We start from the raw sequence: 17,527 nt of genomic DNA on the forward strand, positions 1-17,527 counted from the left end.
GGCGTGGTCGGCAGATGCCTCCCTAACGGTCGCGCTGCCCCGCGACATAGCCGTTATAGGGTGGGCAATCGCCGCGCTTCTTGCGGCAGTCGCGCTCATAGTCGCGCCGCTCGCGCTCCTCGCGCTCGGCCTGCTTGCGCTGTTGGCGGACGTATTTCTCGTCGCGCTCACGCGGGCTGGTGGTGGCGAGGTCGACGCCCTTGCCGACCGCACGCACCGGCAGCGTCGCGACGTTCCACGCCGTCTTCACGCACCCGCCGGTCGCGAGCAGCGGCAGCGCCGCGAGTGCCAGCACGATTGCACGCATCACTTCTTCTCCCCGGCGACGTACGCGTCGCGCGTCGCGACCCCGATAGCAGGAAAGTCGGTGAAGAACCCGTCAACGCCCTGCCCCAGCGCGGCCGCGATCTCACCCGACAGGTCGCCGTGCGCGGACGGGACGTCGCCGACCCGGAAGCGCGCACGAACGAAGGCGTTCTCGGCGCGATAGGTCCACGGGTGGACGCGCAAGCCCGCGGCATGTGCGTCGGCGACGAGCGGCGTGGAAGCATCACCCTGCCACAACATCGCCTTGTCGGGCCCGATCCCCCAGGCGTAGCGCGCGACTTCGCGCAGCCCCGCCGGGGTCATCATCGCGGCGTAGCTGGGCGCGGCAGCGTCAGCGGGCGCTCCGCTCGCGGCGACGAGCTGGATCAGGCGGATACGCGTCATCTTCGCCAGCCGCTTGAGATTGTCGACCTCGAACGACTGGATGAACACGGGCGCGTCCGCGCTGTCCCATCCAGCGGCGTGTAGCTGGTCGACCAGCAGGCGGTCGGTCGGATGGCCGATCCGCGCGAAGTAGCTCGGGTGTTTGGTCTCGGGATAGATCGCGACATCGTGGGCTTTCGCGAGCGCGATGATCTCGCCGAGCGTTGGGATCGTCTCCTGCCCGTCCCACGCAATGTTGCCGGGGCGCAGCGCGGGCAATCGCTCCTTCGCGCGCAGCGTCTTTAGTTCGGCGAGGGTAAAATCCTCGGTGAACCAGCCGGTGAGCGTCTGGCCGTCGATCGTCTTGGTCGCGCGCCGCGCGGCGAACTCGGGATGGTCGGCGACATCGGTCGTCTCCGAAATCTCGTTCTCGTGCCGGGCGATCAGCACGTCGTCCTTGGTCGGCACCAGATCGGGTTCGATCACGTCGGCGCCCTGACTGATCGCTAGCGCGTAGCTCGCCAGCGTGTGCTCGGGCCGCTCGCCGCTGGCGCCCCGGTGCGCGATCACGATCGGCGGCGAGGACAGGCGCGGGCTGGCTGGAGTCGCAGGCATCGGCACAGTCTGCCCGCTCACGAACGTGGGCGCCAGCAGCGCCGCGGCGGTGAGAATGATTCGCAGGGATATGAAGCGTATAACGCTCGTTATGGAGCGAGCAGCGAAAAGGCGGACCATGCGCTTCACCATCAATCAGAAAACCTACGAAGCGGATGTCGACGTCCGCACCTCGCTCCTCGACCTGTGTCGCGAGCATCTGGGCCTGACCGGCAGCAAAAAGGGCTGCGACCACGGTCAGTGCGGCGCGTGCACGATGCTGGTCAACGGAAGGCGTATCAACGCCTGCCTCTCACTGGCGGTAATGCACCAGGATGACGAGATCGTGACGATCGAGGGCCTGGGGACGGTCGAGGACCTTCACCCGATGCAGGCGGCATTCGTGTCGCACGACGGGTACCAGTGCGGTTACTGCACGCCCGGGCAGATCTGCTCCGCGGTCGGGATGCTCGACGAGGTAAAGAAGGGCTGGGCCAGCCACGTGACCGGCGACCTCGATCAGGTCTCGCTCACCGACGCCGAGATCAGCGAGCGGATGAGCGGCAACATCTGCCGCTGCGCCGCCTACCCCAACATCGTCGACGCGATCCGCGAGGTCGCGGGCCAGTGGGGTGAGCAGGCGATCAAGCCCGCGCCGCGTTCTGCCGCCGAGCAACCCGCACAAGAGAAGGTGTCGGCATGAAGACCTTCGATTACCAGCGCGCCGACACGATCGAGGCAGCGACGCACGCGAACGGCCGCTTCATCGCGGGTGGGACCAACCTGCTCGACCTGATGAAGCTGCAGGTCGAAACGCCCGAGCGGCTGGTCGACATCAGCCGACTCGACCTGAACGGAATCGAAGAGCGCGAGGATGGCGGGCTGTCGATCGGCGCGCTCGTGCCCAACAGCGACCTCGCCGCCGACCCCCGTGTGGTCGAGAAGTACGAGGTGCTCAGCCGCGCGCTGCTCGCGGGCGCGTCGGGGCAGTTGCGCAACAAGGCGTCGACCGGCGGCAACCTGCTCCAGCGGACGCGCTGCTATTACTTCTACGATACCGCGTCACGCTGCAACAAGCGCGCGCCCGGCTCGGGGTGCGACGCGATCGGCGGCTTCAACCGCATTCTCGCGGTGCTCGGCACCAGCGAGCAGTGCATCGCGACGCATCCGAGCGACATGGCGGTGGCGATGCGCGCACTCGACGCGACGATCGTCACGCAGAAGGCTGACGGCGACAAACGTCGTATCTCGATCCACGATTTCTACCGCCTGCCCGGCGACACCCCGCAGATCGAAACCGTGCTCGACGCCGGCGAACTCATCACTCACGTCGAGCTGCCCGCCCCGCCCGCGGGCAAGCAGGTTTACCGCAAGGTGCGCGACCGCGCCTCCTACGCCTTCGCGCTCGTCTCGGTCGCGGGCGTGATCGAGGTGAAGGACGGCGTCGTCGCCTCAGCCGCGCTCGCGTTCGGCGGATTGGGGCCGATGCCGTGGCGCAACCCCGCGGTCGAGGCCGCGATTGTCGGCCGCGCGCCGTCGACCGAGGCGTTCGAGGCCGCGGCCGATGCGCTGCTCGCCGACGCGAAAGGCTACGGCTCCAACGATTTCAAGATACCGCTCGCACGGCGCACGCTGATCGCGACCCTCAGGGATTTGACCGCATGAGCATCATCGGCAAGCTGTTCGGCAGCGACGACACCAACGCGCTGGTGATGGATGAGCCGCGCCCGACGAGCTTCCTCGACGGCGCGCAGGACGTGATCGGAAAGCCGATCAACCGCGTCGAGGGGCCATTGAAGGTCGCCGGACGCGCGCCCTACGCCGCCGAATATCCGGCCGAACGGCTCGTCTACGGTGTGCTGGTGCGTGCGACCTTCGGCCGTGGCAAGCTGACCAAGGTCGACGATACCGCCGCACGCGCACTGCCGGGGGTCATCGACGTCATCACCGACTACGACACCTTTATCCGCAGTCCCGGACAGGGCGGCGCGACCGACGCGCCACCGCAGGGCGTGCAGGACGTGCAATATTTCGGCGAGCCAATCGCGGTCGTCGTGGGTGAAACGTTCGAGGCCGCGCGCGATGGTGCCGCCGCAGTACGGCTCGAGTACGAGGAAGCCGACGCGAACTTCGTCTTCGCCGCGCACAAGGACCAAGGCAAGGAGCCGAAGAAGGATCAGATCCCCGGCCACAGCAAACAGGGCAATTTCGAGAAGGCGTTCAACGACGCGCCGGTCCAGCTCGACGTCACCTATACGACGCCGAGCCAGAACTCGACCGCGATGGAGCCGCACGCCTCGATCGCCGAGTGGCGCGACGGCACGCTGATCCTGCACGGCGCGTATCAGATGGTGGCGAGCGACCAGCAACAGCTCGCCAAGGCGCTGGGCGTATCGGCGGACAAGGTGCGGATCATCGCCCGCTACGTCGGCGGCGGATTCGGCTCGAAACTGGGTATCGCGCCCGAGAGCGTCGCAGCGGCGGTCGCGGCAAAGAAGCTCGGTCGCCCGGTCAAGATCGTGCTCGCGCGCCAGCAGGTGTACGAGGCGACGGTGCGTCGCTCCAACACCGAACAGCGCATCCGCCTGGGTACCGACGCGAACGGCAAGATCGACGCGCTCAGCCACAACTCGCTCATCGCCAACACGCCGTACGAGCAATATTGGGAGCCGGTCGGCGTCGGGACGCACTTCATCTACGGCGGTGAAAACCGCGAGGTCAACCACGACCTGATCCCGATGAACCTGACCGCAGCGGGCTCGATGCGCGCACCGGGCGAGGCGGTCGGCATGATGGGTCTGGAATGTGCGATGGACGAACTGGCCGAGAAGCTCGGCCTCGATCCGATCGAACTGCGCCGCCGCAACGAACCCGCGCAGGAGCCGGAGAAGCAGATCCCCTTCTCCAGCCGGCAGATGATCCCGGCGCTGGAGCAGGGTGCGCAGCTGTTCGGCTGGTCGCAGCGCAAGAAGGCGGGCACCGATCGCCGCGGCGAGTGGCTGTATGGCATGGGCGTCGCGGCTGCGGTGCGGTCGAACCAGCTGCAGAAATCGGCCGCCAAGGTCACGCTTACCACCGACGGGCGGGCGATCGTCGACACCGACATGACCGATATCGGCACCGGCACCTACACCATCCTGGCGCAGATCACCGCGGAGACGCTGGGACTGCCGCTCGACAAGGTCGTGGTCCACCTGGGCGACGGTAAGGCACCGGCCTCGTCGGGGTCGGGCGGATCGTGGGGCGCGGGCTCGTCGGGCTCGTCGGTCTATCTCGCCTGCGAAGGTATCCGCGAGAGGCTGGCCAAGTCGATGGGCGTGTCGGTCGAGGAGATGACGCTCAAGGACGGCCGCGCGATCGCGCAGAACCGCGCGGTACCGGTAACCGAGCTGATCGAAGAGAACCTCTCCGTCACCGGGCAGATCGAGCCGGGCAAGCAGGAGAAGAAGTTCCATCAGGCGAGCTACGGCGCGCACTTCTGCGCGGTGAAGGTCAACGCGGTGACGGGCGAGGTGCGTGTCGAGCGGATGCTGGGTGTGTTCTCCGCCGGGCGAATCCTGAACGAGAAGACCGCGCGGTCGCAATGCCTCGGCGGTATGACCTTCGGGATCGGCGCTGCGCTAACCGAGGAGCTGATCCACGACGAGCGGAGCGGCAAGGTCGTCAACCGCGACATGGCCGAATATCACGTGCCGGTGAACGCCGACGTGCCGCAGTTGGAGGTCCACTTTCTCTCCGAACGCGACATCCACGCCAATCCGATCCACGCCAAGGGCATCGGTGAGCTCGGCATCTCGGGCGCAGGGGCGGCGGTCGCCAACGCGATCTACAACGCGACGGGCGTGCGCGTACGCGACTTCCCAATCACCTGCGACAAGATCATTGAGCAGCTGCCGTTCGACGCGTGATCCTGTCCGTCCGCGCCGGCCACGGCTGGCGCGGACGCCCGTCGCTTCCTAGATACGCCACGTTCAAGCGGGGAGCGCGACGATGACCGAACAGGCGATCGACACGGCCGAGCGGCCGGGCGGGCTAAAGCGCGCAGTGCAGGGGCTGCTTGGTACCCCGTTGCCGCGTATCGAAGGGCCGTTGAAGGTCACCGGTACGGCGACCTACGCATTCGAGGACGCGCCGGAAGGTACCGCTTATCTCGCTGTCGTCGGCGCCCCCGTCGGCGCGGGTGAGTTGACCGGCATCGACGCGACTGCGGCGGAGGCTCTGCCCGGCGTCCTCGCCGTCATCCACGACGACCCGCGCATGATGGCGGGTGAGGGCAACTCGCGCGCGATGCCCAGCCGCGGCACGCGCCGCATCTTCCACGTCGGCCAGCCCGTCGCCGCGGTCGTCGCCGAGACGCAGGCGATCGCACGCGAGGCCGCCGCGCTGGTGCGCGTCACGGTGGACGAGCAGGCGGGCCGCTACGACTTCGCTGCGGCGCCCGTCGACGACGCGCCCGACATCGGTTTCCTGCCCCCGGTCACCAAGGGCGACCTGGACGCGGCGATGCGCAACGCGCCCGTCACCTTCGACGCGACCTACTCGACCCCGGCGCACTTCCCGGCCGCGCTGGAGCCGCACGCCACCACCGCCTGGTGGGAAGGCGACCAACTGACCGTCCGTTCCAGCAACCAGGTGATCGGCGCGGCCAAGAGCACGATCGCGACCGCGCTGGGAATCGCCGAGGACAAGGTCCGCGTGCTCGCGCCCTTCGTCGGCGGCGGCTTCGGCGGCAAGACAGGCGTTGGCCCCGAGGTAATCCTCGCGGCAATCGCGGCGGAGAAGCTCGGCCGCCCGGTCAAGGTGGCGCTGCCCCGGCGTGACACCGCCTACCTCGTCCATCACCGTAGCGAGACGCGCCAGCGCATCCGCATCGCCTGCGACCATGACGGCCACATTAACGCGATCGCGCACGAGGGTGTCGCCTATCAGAACGACGACAGCGCGTTCCTGGAGCCGATCCCGTTCGGCTCGATCCCGCTCTACAGCGGCAACACGCGCGTGTTCCGCACCGCACTCGCGCGGGTCGACCTGCCGCCGACCGGCGCGGTGCGCGCACCGGGCGAGGCGATCGGCACCTTCGCGATCGAGTGCGCGATGGACGAACTCGCCGAACAGCTCGGGCTCGATCCGATCGAGCTGCGCCGCCGTAACGAGACGGCGTACGATCCGACCTCGTCCAAGCCCTTTTCCACCCGCCGCCTGCTCGACTGCTACGCTGAGGGCGCGCGCCGCTTCGGCTGGCCCGAATGCGTGCCCGATCCCGGCACCACGCCCGAGGGCGAGTGGCTGATCGGCATCGGCATGGCCGCGGCGCTGCGCGGCAACTTCACCGTCACCGCCGCGGCGAACGTGCGGCTGGAGCCGAACGGGCGCGTGACGGTGGAAACAGACATGACCGACATCGGCACCGGCACCTACACCATCCTGGCGCAGACCGCGGGTGAGGTGCTGGGCGTCGATGCGAGCCAAGTCGACGTGCGGATCGGCGACACCAATTATCCCAAGAGCGCGGGCTCGGGCGGGTCGTTCGGCGCCGGCAGCGCGTGCGCGGCGGCGGTGCTGGCGTGCGAGGACGTACTCGCCGAGCTGGCGCTGCGCATGAACGCCGCACCTGAGGAACTGGTGCTCAAGGACGGTTGCGTCGCGGCGGGCGGGCGCGAGGTGCCGCTCGCCGACCTCGCGCGCGGGGAGCCGATCGAAGGGCGCGGCAAGTCCTCGCCGGGCCAACAGGCCAAGCGCACCAGCCAGGCGAGCCACGGCGCGCATTTCTGCGAGGTCGCGGTCAACGCGGTGACAGGCGAGGTGCGCGTGCGCCGGATGCTCGGCGTGTTCGATGTTGGCCGCGTGCTGAACGCGAAAACCGCGGCGAACCAGATCGTCGGCGGGATGATTTGGGGCGTCAGCTACGCGCTCGGAGAGGCGGCGATCACCGACACGCGCAGCGGCCGCTTCGTCAATCCCGACTTCGGCGAGTATCACGTCGCGGTGAACGCCGACGTGCCGCAGATCGACGTCCACTTCATCGAAGAGATCGACGACGCCGCCAACCAGGTCGGCGCGAAGGGAGTCGGCGAGCTCGGCATCTCGGGCGCGGGTGCGGCGGTCATCAACGCGATCCACAATGCGACCGGCGTGCGCGTGCGAAACGTGCCCGCGACGCTCGACACCCTGCTCGCCGGCTTGCCGCCGGTCTGAGACACATACGAGAACCGACATGGCCGATAACGATTCCGTCCTCGCCGCCGCCGCCGCCTGGAAGGGCGAGCCGCTGGCGCTCGCCACCGTGGTTTCTACCTGGGGCTCGGCTCCGCGCCCTAAGGGTAGCCACATGCTGGTCCACGCCGATGGGCGGTTCGAGGGGTCGGTGTCTGGCGGATGCGTCGAGGGCGACATTCTCGATACCGCGGCGCAGGTGATCGCGGGCGCACCGTTCCAGGTGAAGACCTACGGCGTTGCCGACGACAGCGCGTGGGAGGTCGGGCTGCCGTGCGGCGGGCAGATCAGCGTCATGGTCCAGCCCGTATCCGCCGAAGGGTTCGACCCCGAACTGTTCGACCGTATCGCGGAGGCACGCGATCACGGACAGGGCGTGACCGTCACGACGAACTTGGTGACCGGGCACAGCGACCTGCGCCCGGTGGAAACCGGCGAGGTGTTCGCCAACCGCTACGCTCCGCCGCGCCGGTTGCTGATCGTCGGCGCGGTGCAGATCGCGCAGAGCCTCGCCGCACTCGCCGCGACGCTCGGGATCGAGGTCGTGGTGATCGACCCGCGCGGGCGTTTTCTGACCGAGGAGCGCTTCCCGGGCGTGACGCTCGACGATCGCTGGCCCGACGAGGCGGTCGAGGCGTATCGCCCGGGTCCGTCGACCGCGGTGGTGACGCTCAGCCACGATACCAAGATCGACGATCCCGCGCTCATCGCCGCGCTCAAGACCAACGCCGCCTATGTCGGCGCGCTCGGCAGCCGCAAGAGCCACGCCGCGCGGCGCGAGCGGATGGCGGCGGCAGGACTGAACGAAACGCAAATCGACCGTATCGACGGACCCGTCGGCATCGACATCGGCGCGATCGGCCCGGCGGAGATCGCGCTGTCGATCGCCGCCGCGATGGTGCGCGCGTTCCACCTGCCCGTCGCCGCAGCGGACACTGCACTCGATCGCGCTGCCGAGGCCGTGCTCGCGTGATCGCGGCGGAGGACACCGTCCTCGTCCTGCTCGCCGCAGGCAAGTCGGCGCGCTTCGGCGATGTCGGCAGCAAGCTGAACGAACCCTTCCTCGCGCGCCCGTTGGGCCTCCACGTCGCCGTCGCGCTGGAAGCCGTGCCGTTCAAGCACCGCGTCGCGATCACCTCGCCGCGTTGCACGATCGACTTCGCACCGCACGGTTTCCAAGTGGTGAGCAACGACGATCCGGTCGCCGACATGGCCTCGTCGGTGCGACTGGGCGTGGCGTGCGCGCAGAAGTGTGGGGCAAGCGCGGTGGTGCTGGCACTCGCCGACATGCCGCGCGTCACCGCCGCGCACATCCATCGTCTGCTCGACGCCGCCGACTCGGACGATGCAGTGGTCGCCTCGAGCGACGGTATCTCGCCCAAGCCTCCCGCACTCTTCGCGTGCGCGCACTTCGACACCTTGCTCACGCTGACCGGCGACCAAGGCGCCCGCGATCTGATCCGCGCCGGGCGCCACGTCGTCACCAACGCGGCCGAACTGATCGACGTCGACACGGTGGAGGAGCTGGAGCGCCTTCGCGAACTCGTCCACGCGCCCGAGGCGCTGACGCTGCCCGGCACGCGACGGCACGGGGGCTGAGGCGCACTGACGGCGCGCGACGCGGAAGTGAATTCCGCGTCGTCGGACAGCACTGGCGTGCTGCCGGCCGAGCCGGTGCGTGCTTCGCACCGCGCGCCAGCGTGGCGCGCTTGCACCGGCTGCGACACTTCGCGACATAAAAGCGCTGGACGCGACGCGGTGTGTTGTCCATCTCCATCACCATGACGCGTTTGCGCCTCTCGCTCCTCTCCGGGCTCGCTGCCCTTCCCGTCGCGCTTGCCGGCTGCACGGTAGGGCCCGATTACGCTCCGCGCTCGGCCGCCGAACTGGGTGTGCCCGATCGGTATTCGGTCACGGCGGCGCCGACGCGCGAAGACCTGACGCACTGGTGGACACGCTTCGACGATCCCGTGCTCGGCCAGTTGGTCGAGCAGGCAGGCGCCGCCAACACCGACGTTACGCAGGGGCTCGCGCGGCTGAGGCAAGCGCGCGAATCGCTGGTGCAGAGCCGCGCCAACCTGCTGCCGACGCTCAACGGGTCGGGCGGGTACAGCCGATCGGAGACGTTTCGCGGCGGCGGACAGTCGGTGACGCTTCCCGACGGCACCGTCCAGAACGTCGGCGGCGGCGGCGGCTCGAACTTCTCGCTCGGGCTCGACGCGCAATACCAGCTTGGGCTGTTCGGCGAGGTGCGGCGCACCGTCGAGGCAACGCGCGCGCAGTACGAGGCGTCCGGCTTCGACTATGCGACGACGCTTCTGTCGGTGCAGCAGGAGGTCGCGCGCAACTACGTGCTCGCGCGGCTCTATCAGGCGCAACTCGCCAATGCGCGCGCCAGCCTCGCACTACAGAACGACAATCTCGAGATCGCGGGCTTCCGCGTTCAGGCCGGGCTGGTCTCCAGCCTTGATCAGGAGCAGGCACGTAGTCAGCGCGCAGCCACAGCCGCGACGATTCCTGCGTTCGAGCAGCAGTATAACGCCGCCGTCTCACGCTTGGGCGTTTTGACCGCGCAGGCGCCGGGTGCGGTGAAGCCGCTGCTCGCCACCCCGCGCCCGATCCCGACCGGCCCGCGCGTCGTCGGTGCCGGCATCCCCGCCGACGTGCTGCGCCAACGCCCTGACGTGCGCGCGGCCGAACGCACGCTCGCCGCCGCCACCGCGCAGATCGGCGTCGCCAAGGCCGCGCTCTATCCGGCACTCGCGATCAGCGGCAACATCAACACCAACGCTGGCAATGTCGGCGGCCTGCTCGGCACGATCACCGGCGGGCTGTTCGCCGGGCTGACGCAGGCGATCTTCAACGGCGGGCGCCTGTCCGCGCAGGTTCGCAGCAACGAGGCCGCCGCCGACGCCGCGCTCGCCGCCTACAAGGGCAGCGTGCTCGTCGCGCTTGAGGATGTCGAGAATGCGGTCGTCGCGCTCGACACCGCGCAGCGCCGCGCGCGCGAGTTCACCGTGCAGTTCGATGCCGCCAACAACGCCGCGCTGCTGTCACGCACGCAATATCGCAGCGGGCTGACCGATTTCACCACGCTGTCGCAGCAGGAGGCGAGTTTGCTGTCCGCGCGCAACAGCGAGGCACAGGCGCGCGCCGATCAGGCGACCGCGTTGATCCAGCTGTTCGGCGCACTCGGCGGCGGCTGGAACCCCGACGTAACCCCGACCGCATCCGACCCCGCAATCCAGCAGCCCGCACCTGCCCGAGAGACCCGCTGATGGCCGACCAGAACCTCGACGAATTCCTGGGGCAGAAGCCGCAGCCGAAATGGCGCAGGTGGCTGAAATGGGGCTTGGTCGCACTGGGCGTCGTGCTGCTCGCTCTCCTCGTCCAGCGGCTGGTCTTCGGATCGGCGAAGGCAGCCGATTACGCGACCGCGCCGGTTGAGCGCGGCAATCTGACCGTCAGCGTATCAGCGACGGGCAAACTCGCCCCGACCAATCAGGTGACGGTCGGCTCGCAGCTGTCGGGGCTCGTCACCAAGGTCGTGGTCGACGTCAACGACCGCGTCAGCGCGGGGCAGCCACTGGCACTCATCGACCCTGAGCAGATCGAGGATCAGATCCGCCAGCAGCAGGCGCAGATCGCCGCCAATCAGGCGCAGGTGCGTCAGGCGCAGGCGACGGTCGCGGAATCGCAGGCACAGCGCGCGCGGCTGGAGGAAGTGTACCGGCTGTCGAACGGTCGCGTGCCGTCGGCGACAGAACTCCAGACCGGTCGCGCCGATTACCAGCGCGCGGTCGCGGCGCTAAAGGTTGCGCAGGCGAACGTGACCGCGGCGCAGGCGACGCTGGCGCAGAGCCAGACGCAGCGCGCGCGCGCGATCATCCGCTCGCCCGTCAACGGCGTCGTGCTCGCGCGGCAGGTCGATCCCGGCCAGACCGTCGCCGCCTCGTTCAACACGCCGACGCTGTTCGTGATCGCGGAGGATTTGAGCAAGATGAAGCTGGAGGTCGCGATCGACGAGGCCGATGTCGGCTCGGTCAAGGTCGGACAAAAGGCGAGCTTCACCGTCGATGCTTTCCCGGGCAAGACCTTCCCCGCAACGATCACGCGCGTCGATCTCGGCTCCAACCTGACGGTCAGCAACGCGACCGCCTCGTCCTCGTCGTCGACTGCCTCGACCGGCAGCACGAGCGGACAGGTTGTGTCCTACGCCGCCGATCTGACGGTCGAGAATCCGTCGCTCGAACTGCGCCCCGGCATGACCGCGACCGCCGACATCATCACCTCGGACAAGGGCAACGCCTTGCTCGTCCCCAACGCCGCCTTCCGCTTCAAGCCGCAGGCGGCGGGCGCGAAGGACGACGGCGGCGGCATCGCGGGCTCGCTCACCTTCCGGCGTAGTCGTGACCGGCCGGAGCGAACCGCAACGGTCGGCCGCGGCGCGACGCAGACGCTCTACGTCAAGGGCGAGAACGGCCAACCCAAGCCGATCCAGGTCACGACCGGTGACACCAACGGCACGATGACCGAGGTGCTGTCGGGTCCGCTCAAGCCCGGCATGCAGGTCATCACCGGGCAGCTCGCGGGCGGCGGTGATGGGGGCAGCGGCGGCGGATCGCGTCGTGGCGGCGGCGGTGGGGGCCGGCGCGGGGGTGGCGGTGGTGGCCAGTAACGCCGTGCCTTCACCTGACACCGCGCCGCTGATCCAGTTGCGCGGTGTCACCAAGAGCTACGGCGAGGGCGGCACCGCGTTTCAGGCATTAAAGGGCGTCGACCTCGACATCGCGGCCGGCGACTTCATCGCGGTCATGGGGCCGTCGGGATCGGGCAAGTCGACGACGATGAACATCCTCGGCTGCCTCGACGTGCCATCGGGCGGCACCTTCCTGTTCCGCGGCCACCATGTCGAGACACTTGACCGCGATCAGCGCGCACTGCTCCGGCGGCGGTACCTTGGTTTCGTGTTTCAGGGCTTCAACCTGCTCAGCCGCACGACTGCGCTCGAGAATGTCGAGTTGCCGCTCCTTTACCGCGGCGACGAGAAGAAGGCGCGGCGCGACCTGTCGATGGCGGCGCTGGAGAAGGTCGGGCTCGACCGCTGGTGGGATCACACGCCGGCCGAACTATCGGGCGGGCAGCAGCAGCGCGTCGCGATCGCGCGCGCGATCGTGACGCAGCCCGACGTGCTGCTCGCCGACGAGCCGACCGGCAATCTTGATTCCGAACGCTCGGTCGAGATCATGGAATTGCTCACCGACCTCAATCGCGGCGGCATCACCGTGCTGATGGTGACGCACGAACCCGACATGGCGGCGTTCGCGCGCACGGTGATCCACTTCAAGGACGGGCTGGTGGAACGCGTCGAGCGCAACCACCATCAGGGCGAGGCGGTGGAGGCCTGATGCTCGGCACTACCTTTGTTCTCGCACTGCGCTCGATCCGGCGGCACCTGCTGCGCTCGTTCCTGACGACGCTCGGCATCATCATCGGCGTCGCGGCGGTGGTCACGATGGTGACGCTCGGCAAGGCGACCACCGCGCAGGTGCAGCAGAACATCTCCTCGCTCGGCACCAACATCCTGCAGGTTCGCCCGGGCCAGGGGTTCGGCCGCGGCGGCGGCGGCCCGCGCCCGCCCGACTTCAAGCCCGAGGACGTGACCGCGATCGCCAACCAGATCGCGGGCGTATCCGCGGTAGCGCCGCAAGCGCAATCGACCGCGACCGCGATCTACGACGGCGCGAACTGGTCGACGACGATCAACGGGACCACCGCTGCCTACTTCCAGGTCCAGCCGTGGCCGCTCGCCGCCGGCCGGATGTGGACGCGCCAGGAGGAATCGGCGGGCAAGGCGGTGTGCATCATCGGCAACACGGTCAAACAGAATCTGTTCAGGACCGGCGACGCGGTCGGGCAGCGGTTTCGCATCGGCAACGTCAGCTGCGACGTGATCGGCGTACTGTCGACGCGCGGACAGGCGGGGTTCGGCGGCGATCAGGACGATGTCGTCATCATGCCGATCAAGACGGTGCAGCGCCGCTTCACCGGCACGCGCGACATCCGCCTGATGCTGGTCGGCGTCGATCAGGCCTATTCGACCGCGACCGTGCAGGCCGGGATCACCGACCTGCTGCGCGAGCGCCGCACCATCACCGCGGGCAAGGACGACGATTTCAACATCTTCGACACGAAGCAGATCAGCGACACGCTATCGAGCACCACGACGCTGCTCACCCGCATCGTGACTGCGGTCGCCGGGATCAGTCTGGTCGTCGGCGGGATCGGCATCATGAACATCATGCTGGTGTCGGTGACCGAGCGGACGCGCGAAATCGGCATCCGCCTCGCGATCGGGGCGGTTGCGAGCGAGGTCCTGCTGCAATTCCTGGTTGAGGCGGTGGTGCTGTCGATGCTGGGCGGCGTCATCGGGCTGCTGCTGGCGCAACTCGCGATCGGTGCGCTGTCAGCACTCGGCGGTCTGCCCTACCTGTTCGTGCCCGAGATCAACGCGATTGCGTTTGGCATCTCGGCGGTGATCGGCGTCGTGTTCGGCTATTTCCCGGCGCGGCGTGCGGCGGCGCTCAACCCGATCGACGCGCTTCGCCACGAGTGACGACGGGCCGGCAGCATGCCGGCCCATCTCGCTTATTCCAGTTCCAGGATCACCTGGTCGACCTGCAGGCTCTCGCCCGCGGCGGCGTTGACGGTCTTCACCACCGCCGACTTCTCCGCGCGCAGGATGTTCTCCATCTTCATCGCCTCGACCACCGCCAGCGCCTGCCCCGCCTCGACGCGGTCACCTTCGCGCACGTCCAGCCGAACGAGCAGCCCCGGCATCGGCGCGATCAGGAACTTCGACAGGTCGGGCGGCACCTTCTCGATCAGGTGCTGCGCATAGTCGGCAACGTGCGCTGGCAGCACCCGCACCTTGTGCGTCGCGCCGCGCGCATTGAGCGTGAAGCCGGTGCGTGTGCGCTTCAGCTTGACCGATAGCGGCGCGTCGCCACCGACCTGCGCGATGCGTCCACCGGCATCGTAGTCGACGCCGCCCGGCAGCGGCGTGCCGTCGACGCTGACCTGATCGTCACCAACGTGGACGCGGTGATCGCTCTTGCCGACGCGCACCACCCAGTCGGTCGGCGCGTCGAGCTGATGGCCCAACTGCCCGTCGATCTGCCGCGCGCGGTCGGCTTCCGCGGTCGCCGCGAACCCCGTTACCGCCGCGAGCGCGCGGACCACCTCGTCACCCGCCGGCGCACCGTGGAACCCTTCCGGATACTCCTCCGCGATGAACCCGGTCGTGATCTCGCCCGAGCGGAAGCGCGGGTGCTGCATCAGCGCGGACAGGAAATCGAGATTGGTGCCCGGCCCCTCGATCTCGAACGCGTCGAGCGCCGCGATCTGCTTGTCGATCGCCTCCTCGCGCGTTGGCGCCCAGGTGACCAGCTTCGCGATCATGGGGTCGTAGAACATGCTGACCTCGCCGCCCTCGCGCACGCCGTCGTCGACGCGCACGCCCGGCGCGCCCTCGTCGTCACCAAACGGCGCCTGGCGCTGATCGGCGGCAGGCGTGCGATAGCGCACCAGTCGCCCGATTGACGGCAGGAAGCCGCGATACGGGTCCTCGGCGTAGACGCGATTCTCGACCGACCAGCCGTTGATCTTAACGTCGTCCTGCCCGAACGCGAGCGGCTCGCCCGCAGCAACACGGATCATCTGCTCGACCAGATCGAGCCCGGTGATCTCCTCGGTGACCGGATGCTCGACCTGCAGCCGGGTATTCATCTCAAGGAAGTAGAACCCCTGTCCGGTCTTGTCCGCGCCCGAGACGATTAGTTCGACCGTGCCGGCACTGTAGTAACCGACCGCCTTGGCGAGCGCGACCGCCTGCTCGCCCATCGCGCGGCGCATCTCGGGGCTGACGAACGGCGACGGGGCTTCCTCAACCACCTTTTGGTGGCGACGCTGCACCGAGCATTCGCGCTCGTTCAGGTACACGACGTTGCCGTGCTGGTCGCCCAGCACCTGGATCTCGATATGCCGGGGCGACTCGATGAACTTTTCGATGAACACGCGGTCGTCGCCGAACGACGCCAGGCCCTCGCGCTTCGTCGCCTCGAAGCCCTCGCGCACGTCCTGCTCACTGTACGCCAGCCGCATGCCCTTGCCGCCGCCGCCCGCCGACGCCTTCATCATCACCGGATAGCCGATGTCGCCCGCGATGCGGACGGCCTCGTCGGTGTCGGCGATCTCGCCAAGAAAGCCGGGCACGACGTTGACGCCGGCTTCCTTCGCGAGCTTCTTCGACTCGATCTTGTCGCCCATCGCCGCGATCGCGTTCGGCGGCGGTCCGACGAAGGCGATGCCGGCCTCTGCACAGGCGCGCGCGAAGCTCTCGCGCTCGGACAGGAAACCGTAACCCGGATGAATGCAGTCTGCGCCCGTTTCCTTGGCGGCGAGCAGGATCAGATCGGCCTTGAGATAGCTTTCGGCGGCGGGCGCCGGCCCGAGCCTGACCGCCTCGTCCGCCATCAACACGTGCGGGCTGAGCGCGTCGGCGTCCGAGTAGACCGCCACGGTCCCGATCCCCATCTTCTTCGCGGTCCGGAACACCCGACACGCGATCTCGCCACGGTTGGCGACCAGTATCTTCTTGAACACTATTCAGGCTTCCTCGTCCCCAAGAGTTCCACTTCAGGCAACGTCGCTGCCGCCTCATTTCCGGCGGAATCGCGCAATCCGACGATTGTCATTCCGCCGGGCACCATCTCGGCTTGCACCAGCACGCGCGGATGGCGCCGCCCCTCGTCGTCGTGCCACCACACATATTGCGGCACCTTCAGGTCGCTCGCGCTGCTGGCGCCATCGGTTGCGAAAATTGCAGCGCCGCTCGCGACATCTGCCTGCGTGGCAGTCCGCCCCGCCACGAACCCGGTTGTCGGCAGCTCGGGCCAGTCTTCTCGCACATCAGCCATTGCAGACACACTCCAACCGATTGCCGCAGCCAGTGCATAGCGAGCGACGGAGCGGATCACTCCGCCGCTTCCATCACCCGGCACTCCGCCGGCATCGATCGCAGCCCCAGCTTGTCGAACAGCGCGGCGTCGCGGTCATCGCCCGCGTTCGCGGCGGTGAGCAGCTTGTCACCGGTGAAGATTGAGTTCGCCCCCGCCATGAAGCACAGCGCCTGCGTCGCCTCGCTCATGCTCTCGCGCCCGGCCGACAGCCGCACCATGCTTTCCGGCATCGTTATGCGCGCGACCGCAACGGTGCGGACGAACTCGATGTCGTCAATTTTGGCGAGCGGCGTGTCGGCGAGCATGTCGCCCAGCACCGTGCCCTTGACCGGCACCAGCGCATTGATCGGCACGCTGCCGGGATGTTCGGGCAGGGTCGCCAGCGCGTGGACGAAGCCCACGCGGTCTTGCCTCGTCTCGCCCATGCCGACGATCCCGCCGCAGCAGACGTTGATGCCCGCCTCGCGGACGTGCGCCAGCGTGTCGAGCCGTTCGTCGAAGGTGCGCGTGGTGATCACCTCGCCGTAACGCTCGGGCGAGGTGTCGATGTTGTGGTTGTAATAATCGAGCCCGGCCTCGCCCAGCATCGCCGCCTGCGACGGCGTCAGCATGCCCAGCGTCATGCACGTCTCCAGCCCCATCGCGCGCACGCCGCGCACCATTTCGAGCACCGCGGGCATGTCGCGGTCCTTCGGGTTGCGCCACGCAGCCCCCATGCAGAAACGGGTCGAGCCCGCATCCTTCGCCTGCGCGGCGGATTGCAGCACCTGGCGCACGTCCATCAGCTTGGTTGCCTTGACCCCGCTGTCGGCAACCACGGACTGCGAGCAATAGCCGCAATCCTCGGGACAGCCGCCGGTCTTGATCGACAACAACGTCGACAGCTGCACCGCGCCCGCATCATGGTGCGCGCGGTGCACCTCGGCGGCGCGGAACACGAGATCGGTGAAGGGCAGGTTGAACAGCGCGGCGATCTCGTCACGCGTCCAGTCGGTACGGGTGGTCATGGG

The 17,527-nt window shown here is 68.4% G+C and carries 15 protein-coding genes; 10 read left to right on the forward strand and 5 right to left on the reverse strand.

Going from position 1 to position 17,527, the window contains the following annotated elements:
- Positions 1 to 22: 22 nt before the first annotated feature.
- A complete protein-coding gene (locus BMW51_RS06995) occupies positions 23 to 307 on the reverse strand; it encodes a hypothetical protein (RefSeq protein WP_177171568.1) in 285 nt (94 codons plus the stop codon).
- Entirely contained in the window at positions 307 to 1,305 is a 999-nt protein-coding gene (locus BMW51_RS07000) for a glycerophosphodiester phosphodiesterase (RefSeq protein ID WP_093004754.1), read from the reverse strand. Before BMW51_RS07000 ends, BMW51_RS06995 begins: the two co-directional genes overlap by 1 nt.
- Positions 1,306 to 1,423: 118 nt before the next feature.
- Here BMW51_RS07000 and BMW51_RS07005 point away from each other — a divergent pair, with 118 nt between their 5' ends.
- The 10 genes from BMW51_RS07005 (at position 1,424) to BMW51_RS07050 (ending at position 14,113) form a co-directional block, all read left to right on the forward strand.
- Entirely contained in the window at positions 1,424 to 1,987 is a 564-nt protein-coding gene (locus BMW51_RS07005) for a 2Fe-2S iron-sulfur cluster-binding protein (protein ID WP_093004756.1), read from the forward strand.
- Positions 1,984 to 2,949, forward strand: coding sequence for an FAD binding domain-containing protein (locus BMW51_RS07010; protein WP_093004758.1), 966 nt, complete (start codon positions 1,984 to 1,986; stop codon positions 2,947 to 2,949). The genes BMW51_RS07005 and BMW51_RS07010 overlap by 4 nt, the downstream gene beginning before the upstream one ends.
- Entirely contained in the window at positions 2,946 to 5,192 is a 2,247-nt protein-coding gene (locus tag BMW51_RS07015) for a xanthine dehydrogenase family protein molybdopterin-binding subunit (protein WP_093004760.1), read from the forward strand. The genes BMW51_RS07010 and BMW51_RS07015 overlap by 4 nt, the downstream gene beginning before the upstream one ends.
- An 82-nt stretch (positions 5,193 to 5,274) precedes the next feature.
- Positions 5,275 to 7,479: a xanthine dehydrogenase family protein molybdopterin-binding subunit gene (locus BMW51_RS07020; protein WP_093004762.1), complete on the forward strand. Its 2,205-nt coding sequence runs from the start codon at positions 5,275 to 5,277 to the stop codon at positions 7,477 to 7,479.
- Positions 7,480 to 7,498: 19 nt separating this feature from the next.
- Positions 7,499 to 8,470, forward strand: coding sequence for an XdhC family protein (locus tag BMW51_RS07025; protein ID WP_093004764.1), 972 nt, complete (start codon positions 7,499 to 7,501; stop codon positions 8,468 to 8,470).
- Positions 8,467 to 9,096, forward strand: a complete 630-nt coding sequence (locus BMW51_RS07030) for a nucleotidyltransferase family protein (protein ID WP_093004766.1) — start codon at positions 8,467 to 8,469, stop codon at positions 9,094 to 9,096. The genes BMW51_RS07025 and BMW51_RS07030 overlap by 4 nt, the downstream gene beginning before the upstream one ends.
- A gap of 182 nt (positions 9,097 to 9,278) precedes the next feature.
- Positions 9,279 to 10,775 carry an efflux transporter outer membrane subunit gene (locus BMW51_RS07035; RefSeq protein WP_093005145.1) on the forward strand — a complete coding sequence of 499 codons (1,497 nt, stop codon included), beginning with the start codon at positions 9,279 to 9,281 and terminating at the stop codon, positions 10,773 to 10,775.
- Positions 10,775 to 12,175: an efflux RND transporter periplasmic adaptor subunit gene (locus tag BMW51_RS07040; RefSeq protein WP_093004768.1), complete on the forward strand. Its 1,401-nt coding sequence runs from the start codon at positions 10,775 to 10,777 to the stop codon at positions 12,173 to 12,175. Before BMW51_RS07035 ends, BMW51_RS07040 begins: the two co-directional genes overlap by 1 nt.
- On the forward strand, positions 12,099 to 12,905 hold the full coding sequence (locus BMW51_RS07045) for an ABC transporter ATP-binding protein (protein ID WP_425440975.1): 807 nt from the start codon (positions 12,099 to 12,101) through the stop codon (positions 12,903 to 12,905). Before BMW51_RS07040 ends, BMW51_RS07045 begins: the two co-directional genes overlap by 77 nt.
- The gene (locus BMW51_RS07050; RefSeq protein WP_093004770.1) at positions 12,905 to 14,113 is read left to right on the forward strand and encodes an ABC transporter permease; all 1,209 of its coding nucleotides are present in this window, start codon (positions 12,905 to 12,907) and stop codon (positions 14,111 to 14,113) included. Before BMW51_RS07045 ends, BMW51_RS07050 begins: the two co-directional genes overlap by 1 nt.
- A 32-nt stretch (positions 14,114 to 14,145) precedes the next feature.
- Here BMW51_RS07050 and BMW51_RS07055 read toward each other — a convergent pair whose 3' ends face one another.
- The 3 genes from BMW51_RS07055 to bioB are packed head-to-tail and all read right to left on the reverse strand — an operon-like array spanning position 14,146 to position 17,524.
- Positions 14,146 to 16,164, reverse strand: a complete 2,019-nt coding sequence (locus tag BMW51_RS07055) for an acetyl-CoA carboxylase biotin carboxylase subunit (RefSeq protein ID WP_093004772.1) — start codon at positions 16,162 to 16,164, stop codon at positions 14,146 to 14,148.
- On the reverse strand, positions 16,161 to 16,535 hold the full coding sequence (locus tag BMW51_RS07060) for a hypothetical protein (RefSeq protein WP_143051825.1): 375 nt from the start codon (positions 16,533 to 16,535) through the stop codon (positions 16,161 to 16,163). Before BMW51_RS07060 ends, BMW51_RS07055 begins: the two co-directional genes overlap by 4 nt.
- A complete protein-coding gene (gene bioB / locus BMW51_RS07065) occupies positions 16,532 to 17,524 on the reverse strand; it encodes a biotin synthase BioB (protein WP_093004777.1) in 993 nt (330 codons plus the stop codon). The genes BMW51_RS07060 and bioB overlap by 4 nt, the downstream gene beginning before the upstream one ends.
- Positions 17,525 to 17,527 lie beyond the last annotated feature (3 nt).

The sequence above is a fragment of the Sphingomonas palmae genome (genome assembly GCF_900109565.1).
In the GTDB taxonomy this organism is placed as follows: Bacteria; Pseudomonadota; Alphaproteobacteria; order Sphingomonadales; family Sphingomonadaceae; genus Sphingomonas; species Sphingomonas palmae.

What these genes read in the sequence shown, in the direction of transcription:
- BMW51_RS07020 (WP_093004762.1), top strand. Translation starts at nt 5,275, where the DNA reads ATGACCGAACAGGCGATCGACACGGCCGAGCGGCCGGGCGGGCTAAAG.
- BMW51_RS07015 (WP_093004760.1), top strand. Translation starts at nt 2,946, where the DNA reads ATGAGCATCATCGGCAAGCTGTTCGGCAGCGACGACACCAACGCGCTG.
- BMW51_RS07050 (WP_093004770.1), top strand. Translation starts at nt 12,905, where the DNA reads ATGCTCGGCACTACCTTTGTTCTCGCACTGCGCTCGATCCGGCGGCAC.
- BMW51_RS07005 (WP_093004756.1), top strand. Translation starts at nt 1,424, where the DNA reads ATGCGCTTCACCATCAATCAGAAAACCTACGAAGCGGATGTCGACGTC.
- BMW51_RS07010 (WP_093004758.1), top strand. Translation starts at nt 1,984, where the DNA reads ATGAAGACCTTCGATTACCAGCGCGCCGACACGATCGAGGCAGCGACG.
- BMW51_RS07035 (WP_093005145.1), top strand. Translation starts at nt 9,279, where the DNA reads ATGACGCGTTTGCGCCTCTCGCTCCTCTCCGGGCTCGCTGCCCTTCCC.
- BMW51_RS07040 (WP_093004768.1), top strand. Translation starts at nt 10,775, where the DNA reads ATGGCCGACCAGAACCTCGACGAATTCCTGGGGCAGAAGCCGCAGCCG.
- BMW51_RS07000 (WP_093004754.1), bottom strand. Translation starts at nt 1,305, where the DNA reads ATGCCTGCGACTCCAGCCAGCCCGCGCCTGTCCTCGCCGCCGATCGTG.
- BMW51_RS07025 (WP_093004764.1), top strand. Translation starts at nt 7,499, where the DNA reads ATGGCCGATAACGATTCCGTCCTCGCCGCCGCCGCCGCCTGGAAGGGC.
- BMW51_RS06995 (WP_177171568.1), bottom strand. Translation starts at nt 307, where the DNA reads ATGCGTGCAATCGTGCTGGCACTCGCGGCGCTGCCGCTGCTCGCGACC.
- bioB (WP_093004777.1), bottom strand. Translation starts at nt 17,524, where the DNA reads ATGACCACCCGTACCGACTGGACGCGTGACGAGATCGCCGCGCTGTTC.
- BMW51_RS07045 (WP_425440975.1), top strand. Translation starts at nt 12,099, where the DNA reads ATGGGGGCAGCGGCGGCGGATCGCGTCGTGGCGGCGGCGGTGGGGGCC.